At 51.1% G+C, this 7,219-nt stretch carries 5 protein-coding genes and 1 pseudogene; 4 read left to right on the forward strand and 2 right to left on the reverse strand.

The annotated features are described in order from the left end of the window. Positions 1-18: 18 nt before the first annotated feature. Entirely contained in the window at positions 19-1,542 is a 1,524-nt protein-coding gene (locus L1N85_RS10580; RefSeq protein ID WP_235237531.1) for an HD-GYP domain-containing protein, read from the forward strand. Positions 1,543-2,074: 532 nt separating this feature from the next. Here the strand turns inward: L1N85_RS10580 and L1N85_RS10585 are convergent. Then, on the reverse strand, positions 2,075-2,536 hold the full coding sequence (locus tag L1N85_RS10585) for a cupin domain-containing protein (protein ID WP_235237532.1): 462 nt from the start codon (positions 2,534-2,536) through the stop codon (positions 2,075-2,077). A gap of 168 nt (positions 2,537-2,704) precedes the next feature. Between L1N85_RS10585 and L1N85_RS10590 the strand changes: the two genes are divergently transcribed. From L1N85_RS10590 to L1N85_RS10600, 3 genes are read left to right on the forward strand one after another with little or no spacing between them, the layout of a single operon-like run. Next, positions 2,705-3,073 (forward strand): hypothetical protein, encoded by a 369-nt coding sequence (locus L1N85_RS10590; RefSeq protein WP_235237533.1) that lies wholly within the window; start codon positions 2,705-2,707, stop codon positions 3,071-3,073. Positions 3,074-3,121: 48 nt separating this feature from the next. Then, a complete protein-coding gene (locus tag L1N85_RS10595) occupies positions 3,122-3,613 on the forward strand; it encodes a cation:proton antiporter regulatory subunit (RefSeq protein ID WP_235237534.1) in 492 nt (163 codons plus the stop codon). A gap of 2 nt (positions 3,614-3,615) precedes the next feature. Further along, positions 3,616-4,881, forward strand: a complete 1,266-nt coding sequence (locus tag L1N85_RS10600) for a cation:proton antiporter (protein WP_235237535.1) — start codon at positions 3,616-3,618, stop codon at positions 4,879-4,881. Between the two features lie 747 nt (positions 4,882-5,628). On the opposite strand, the pseudogene L1N85_RS10605 reads toward L1N85_RS10600, so the two are convergent. Further along, positions 5,629-7,131, reverse strand: a pseudogene (locus L1N85_RS10605) (ABC transporter ATP-binding protein); the annotation flags it as partial. Positions 7,132-7,219 lie beyond the last annotated feature (88 nt).

Consider the following 7,219-nt stretch of genomic DNA (forward strand, 5'->3'; position numbering starts at 1 on the left):
GAAAAGAGGTCCCGTTCTATGCATTCACCTGCGAAACGCGAGCCGACAGCCGACCGCGTATATGCCTCTTTCCTTAACCAGCTTCTTCGCAACTACATCCTCGGATCGACCGTTGCCGTACTTGGCGTCGGAGGCGTCATTATGTTCTCGACGCTGTCGATTCCGTCCAATGAGCTTTTGCTGCTAGGCAGTATGCTGGTCGTATCTTTGTTTATTATGCTCAGCTGCGAGCTCTTCGTCTTCTATCGTCACCTTAAGCCGATACAAGCCGCTTTCAAAGAGCCGCATCCCGCCTCGAACCAGCTAAAAAATGCCTATCTGCAAACGCACAAATTTCCGACCTTGTCGGTTAGGCGTACTTTTGGCCCTCATTTTCTGGGCCTGGTGATACCAGCAGTCACTTTTGCCTATCTGTTAATTAAGCTGAAATGGGTAACACTTCCCTATTATTATATCGGGATCGCAGCTGGCTGCGCGTTCATGGTAGCCAGCATGCACGCGATGATTGAATTTTTCCTAACGTCCAAGACGATACGGCCCGTCGTTACTTTTATTCGCGACAAGCACATCGAGCTATACAAGCAGGATCTTACGCTAAGCGGTCGGGTTCTCGTATCGATCCGTACCAAGTTCCGGCTGAGCGCCTTCCTGATCGGAACGCTGCCGTTACTGTTGTTCAGCTTGGCCTCGCAAATTCGGCTCGACAACATTCCCATGCTGAGCACAGACGCCTATTGGCAATGGGCAGGCATTATCCTTGTCATCGGCATCTCATTTTCCCTGCTCGGCGCGACGCTATTGTCCCGAACTATCGAGGATCCCATACATACGATTCAAAATGCGATGAGCAGCGTGCAAGCCGGCAACTTCGAGACGAGCGCTGCCGACATTTATTCTGACGAATTTTCCAGGCTGGTCGCGGGGTTTAACCATATGGTGGGCGGGCTGAAGGAGCGCGAGCAGCGAAACAACCAGCTCCTCCAAAGCTACTTCATGACCTTGGCGGCCGCGCTCGATGCCCGCGATACGTATACCGCCGGTCACTCAACCCGTGTAGCCGGCTACTCCCTGCAAATCGGCCGCATGGGCGGATGGTCCGAAAGCCGGCTCGAGCTGCTGCACAAAACGGCGCTTCTGCATGACATCGGCAAAATTGGCGTGCGAGATGCGGTGCTTCTCAAGGAAGGCCGATTAACCGATGAAGAATTTGATCAAATCAAGCTGCATCCCGTGCTGGGCGAAAATATTTTAAAGCAAATCGAGCCTGCCGATGCGATGGCCGAGCTTCTGCCGGGCGTACGCTCGCATCATGAGCGCTATGACGGCAAAGGGTATCCGGACGGACTCGCGGGCGAAAACATTCCGTTAATCGGACGCGCTATCGCAATTGCGGATGCGTTCGATGCAATGACCTCCGATCGTCCCTATCGGAAGGGCATGACGTATGAACGTGCGCTCGCCATTCTGGAGGAGGGCAAGGGTACGCAGTGGGATCCAAAGCTAACGGCTTTATTTATTGCATCGCTAGGCAAGGGAAAATAAAATCGGTGCTATAGACATAGACAAGTAATATAGGGGCTGACCCAAAAGTCATGATTAATGACTTAGGGTAAGCCCCTTTTTATATGGCGTATCGTAAGCTGCTATCTTAATATTTGCTTGAGGGCATGACGTCCTAGCTTTTCTAGTCATAACCAGACTTCCGGAAACAGTGTTCTTACGGAACGAGCAGCTAGCCCGCGTTTTGCTCCGTAGGCTAACGGTTTAACGGACATCAGAGGCGTTATCATCCCAAAATGAGGTATTTGAAAAATCTAACGGACATGAGAAGCCTTATGGGACCGATTTTTGCCATATTCCCTTTGATTTATTGGAAATAACGTTCCTCACGTCCGTTAGATTTCGATAACAGTGGTTTTCTTTGAATTAGTGTCTCTCATGTCCGTAACACGTTGATAATCCGGCAGGCGACAGGCCGTTCATTGAGCTGTTTCAAATATCTATTTCACCCTTTTCACCCGTATGATGGCGATTTGAGTAAAATGAGGTATTTGGGATACAGGAATTACTTTGACTAACGTTTAATGAGCTTGAAATCATCGTAGTGAAAGCCCGGTGCTACGACGCACGATACGAGAACAGGCTCGTCGCCAAGCGGCCGCGCCATTTGCCATTCGTTCGCCGGCACCAACGCTTGAGGCTGATGTCCCGCCTCCACGTCAGGCCCAACAATGATTTCTTGTCTTGTCCTCGGATCGGAACCGGTTCCGCCAAGCGTCAGCAAGAGCGGACTCCCCGAATGCCACATCCACAGCTCGTCCGAATAAACGGTATGCCAATCGGAAAATTCGTCAGGATGCAGCAGGAAATAAATCGAAGATGCCGCGAATCTCGGTCCCGAATAAGGAGCCCCGAGCACTTCCTGCGGAATGGTGAAGCCGGCCTTCCAAATCTCTTTGTACCATCCGCCTTCGACATGCGGCTTCAAATCAAGCGACCGCACGAGGGGCGACAGCTGTTTCTGTAGAACTCCCATCCAGTTCAACCTTCTTTCTCTCTTATACACGTTTCATTATTCAAAAAACATCCCCCCATTCTATAACGCCAGGCGGAGATCGTCAATTCAGCAGCGTTGGGGTATGTGCTTTGTAATTTCGAAATTATAAGCTATACTTATATTAACTACTATTTTGGAGGTGAGCAGATGAACCATAGCTTGTACGTTCGCGGTCGTTTTTGCAGCAATCAATTAATGAATTTACTTGTTATCGTTCCTTTGCTGTTTGCAGCTCTGTTCGCCTACCAAGCCAGTAATTTCTTCGAGCTTACGGCCGGCACCAGCCGGATTAACGCTGTAGCCAGAACGGCATACGTGACGGTCGACAGGCAAAATGCGAATAAAAAGCACTTTTTGCCGCCGATAAACGTCCTGCCGGGCGCCATCGCGCACGCGCGTAAACTTATCTACTCGTTATCCATCACCCTTCGTTCCGCGTTAAGCACCTCCATACCCCAGAGTTTGCGTAATTTATTTTTGTTTCCGATCAAATATACCTCTCTGTTCGTTGGCTAAAATTCTCATTTCGTTCGTATACTAACAACAAATGAGGAGGCTGACACATTGAATATTAGAGAATCCGATTTGCCCGGCATCGGCCGCAAATACCAAATCATGACGAGAAGCGGTGACAAGTTTGTCATTATCATTCATGATGACGGACGCCGCGAAATGTACCATTTTGACTATGAGGATCCAGACGATAGCATTTCCATGGTTACGCTTGAGGATGAAGAGGCTAGGCAAATTGCCGCCATCGTCGGCGGTATGACCTACAAGCCGAAGGCGCTTGATACCATTGAAGTCGCCCTTGATGACTTGACCATTGAATGGTACAAAATCGAGCCTAACGCAGCCTGCATCGGCAGAACAATCGGTCAGGCGGACATTCGCCAGACGACCGGCGCAACCATTATTGCCGCTGTAGAGAAAGACGCTAAGCATATCAATCCCGGCCCCGACTATATTTTTAAAGCAGACACCACCCTTATCGTTGCAGGGGAACGGCAGCAATTGAAGCTTCTGAAGCTCATGCTGCAAAATGGGAGCCGTTAATTATGGATCACATGGTGCTGGAAATCGGACTTGCCGTTATACTCATCGCCTTAGTCGGGCTATTAGCTTCAAAAATTCGGTTTTCCGTCATCCCGTTTTACATTTTAATCGGCATGGCCGTAGGTCCGCATGCGCCGCACGTTGGCATACTGGACTTCAGGTTTATTCACAGTGCAGAGCTCATTGCATTTATGGGACGGCTGGGCGTGCTTTTCCTGCTGTTCTATTTAGGTCTGGAGTTTTCTGTAGGCCGGTTAATGAAATCGGGCCGCTCTATCGCGGTTGGCGGAACCATTTATATTCTTATCAACTTTACTTTAGGCTTGTTCTTCGGCTGGATCAACGATTTCCCTGTCGCGGAGACGATGGTTATTGCCGGTATTACGACGATATCTTCGAGCGCCATCGTGGCGAAGGTGCTCGTCGATCTGAAACGTACGGCCAATCCGGAGACCGAGATGATCCTTGGGATCATCATGTTCGAGGATATTTTCTTAGCGGTATATATCTCCGTCCTCTCCGGACTGGTGCTCAGCGACTCGTCCTCCTTAGGCGGCGTGCTGCTGTCCGCTTCGTATGCATTAGGATTCATGCTTCTCTTTCTCATTATTGGACGGAAGGCTGCGCCTCTCCTTAATAAAATTTTTGATATCCGCTCAAATGAGCTGTTCCTTCTGCTCGTATTCGGCGTCCTGTTCCTGGTGGCGGGTTTTTCCGAAACGATTCACGTTGCGGAAGCAATCGGCGCTCTGTTAGTAGGTCTCGTGCTTGCGGAGACGGTGCACATGAAGCGAATTGAGCATCTTATTCTGCCATTCCGCGATTTCTTCGGTGCCTTGTTCTTCTTCAGCTTCGGTCTTACGATCGATCCGTTCGCGCTTGGCGGCGCGGTATGGCTGTCGCTGGGGGCCGTTGCGATCACGCTGTTCGGCAACTTCCTCGCAGGCATGCTTGCGGGCAGGAGCGCAGGCCTATCGCCTAAGGCATCTACCAATATCGGACTCACTATCGTGTCGCGCGGCGAGTTCTCCATCATCATGGCGAACCTCGGCAAAGCCGGCGGCCTGCTTGAGCTGCTGCAGCCATTCGCAGCTTTGTACGTGCTCATTCTCGCGATTTCAGGCCCGCTCCTGACGAAGGAATCGAAGCTGGTTTACAAGGGCTTGAATAAAATTTTCAGATGGGAAAAAGCGAAAAAGCCCCGCAAGGCTGAGGCTGAGGCTGAGCCTGAGCTCGATCCCGTGAAGGACTCGGCTGGCGGCAGCTAAACTGCGTTTAGAGCAAGCTTAACTTATCTCCAAGATGCGCCCCTTAAAGTAGACAACGGAATAACCCTTTGGTTATTTCGATGAACTTTAGGGGGTATATTATTTATGGTGTGAAATATTTGGCTATGCTGGATTTAACCAGTAACTCCGCTCTCGCTGGCACCATCCGACGCTCCATGTTGGATTTATCCATTAACTTCGCACAATTACGCCCCATACGGCGTCCTATATTGGATTTGTCCAGTAACTTTACCCTCTCACGCCCCATTAGCTCTGAGTCCAGTTGACGCAGGTACGGACACATTAGATCTACTTTCTAGATCTATTTCGGCAAGATTAGTTAGTTTGGAGGAATTAGATCTAGTTTCTAGATCTATATCCGGAGCTGCGGCCCACAAGAGGCCAGTTGGAGCATGCACGGAGATTTTAGATCTAGTTTCTAGATCTATTTTCGCAGGATTGGTTAGTTTGGAGGAATTAGATCTAGTTTCTAGATCTATATCCGGAGCTGCGGCCCACAAGAGGCCAGTTGAGGCAGATATGCACATATTAAATCTAATTTTTAGATCTATTTTCGCTGGATTGGTTAGTTTGGAGGAATTAGATCTAGTTTCTAGATCTATGTCCAACGCGCAGGCCCGCTTGAGGCCAGTTAGAGCATGAACGGACCTACTAATACGAGTTACTTGCACGAAAAAGGGCTTTCCTGATGGTCATCTTCTCCGACCTCCAGGAAAGCCCTTATCTTTACCGATTGCCGAACTGAGCTTGGTGCAAGCGGCTGTAGATACCGCCTGCCGACACGAGCTCCTCGTGGCGGCCTTGCTCGGTGATGCCGTCCTCGGTGACGACGACGATGCGATCGGCATTTTTGATCGTGGCCAACCGATGCGCGATGACGAGCGTCGTCCGGCCGACGGACAGCTCGGCTAGCGACTGCTGAATCGCCGCCTCCGTCTCCGTATCAAGCGCCGAGGTCGCTTCGTCAAGTATGAGGATCGGCGGATTTTTCAGGAACATCCGCGCGATCGCGAGTCGCTGCTTCTGCCCGCCGGACAGCTTCACGCCGCGCTCGCCGATGACCGTCTCCAGCCCATCCGGCTGAGCGCGGATGAACTCCTCCAGCCGCGCTCGCCTTGCCGCCGTCCAAATGTCGTCCTCCGACGCGCCAAGCTTGCCGTAAACGATATTCTCGCGGATCGTGCCCGCGAACAGAAACACATCCTGCTGCACGATCCCGATTTGCTTCCGCAGCGATTCCAGCTTCAGGCCGCGAATATCATGGCCGTCGACGGTTATGCCGCCGGCCTCAACCTCATAGAACCTTGGCAGAAGGCTGCACAGCGTCGTTTTGCCGGCGCCCGACGGTCCTACGAACGCAATCGTCTCGCCTGCGCGAATCGAGAGGTTAATATTTTGCAGCACCTTCGCTTCGCCTTCATAGCCGAACGTGACGTTCCGGTAATGAATATCGCCGTGCAGGCGGTCGACATGAACCGCATTCGGCTTATCGGCCACATCTGGCGCCGTTTCCAGCAGCTTTACGTAGCGCTTGAAGCCGGCAATCCCTTTCGGATAGCTCTCGATAACGGCATTAATTTTCTCAATTGGCTTAAAGAAAATATTCGTCAGGAGCACGAAAGCGACGAATTGCCCGTAATCCAGCTCCCCCTTAATGACGTACCAAGTGCCCGCGATCAGCACGAAAACCATGACCAGACGCATGAGCATGTACGTAATCGAAGAGTTCAAACCAATCAGCTTATACGAGAAAAGCTTCGCATCGCGGAAACGCAGGTTGTTTACTTTGAACAGCTTGCGTTCATGGCGCTCGTTCGAGAATGCTTGAACGACGCGGATGCCGCCGACGGTATCCTCGACGCGCGCATTGAAATCGGCCATATCCGAGAGGAGCCGGTCGACGGCTTTTGTCATTTTACCGTTGAAGAACAGCACCAGCCAAATAATGATCGGCACGATCACGAACGTAAGCACCGCCAGCTCGAGGTTAATGAACGCCATTATGCCGAAGGCCCCGATCAGCGTCATCGCCGCGATGAACATGTCCTCGGGCCCGTGATGGGCAACCTCTCCGATCTCAAACAAGTCATTGGTCAGGCGGGATATGAGGTGGCCCGTCTTCGTATTGTCGAAGAACCGGAAGCTCAGCTTCTGCACATGGTCGAACAGCTTCTTGCGCATATCCGTCTCGATGTTGATCCCCAGCATATGGCCCCAGTAGGTGACTACTTATTGCATATTAGGTAGGTATTGTTGTGTGAATAAACTGTGGATAGTTACATGTCCCAAAACTGATTAGCCTTGACGGAAGGATCGA

Origin of the sequence: Paenibacillus alkaliterrae (genome assembly GCF_021532375.1) — a bacterium.
GTDB lineage: Bacteria > Bacillota > Bacilli > Paenibacillales > Paenibacillaceae > Pristimantibacillus > Pristimantibacillus alkaliterrae.

Excerpts from the sequence above, each read along its gene's own strand:
- L1N85_RS10580 (WP_235237531.1), top strand. The coding sequence starts at position 19 with ATGCATTCACCTGCGAAACGCGAGCCGACAGCCGACCGCGTATATGCC.
- L1N85_RS10590 (WP_235237533.1), top strand. The coding sequence starts at position 2,705 with ATGAACCATAGCTTGTACGTTCGCGGTCGTTTTTGCAGCAATCAATTA.
- L1N85_RS10600 (WP_235237535.1), top strand. The coding sequence starts at position 3,616 with ATGGATCACATGGTGCTGGAAATCGGACTTGCCGTTATACTCATCGCC.
- L1N85_RS10585 (WP_235237532.1), bottom strand. The coding sequence starts at position 2,536 with ATGGGAGTTCTACAGAAACAGCTGTCGCCCCTCGTGCGGTCGCTTGAT.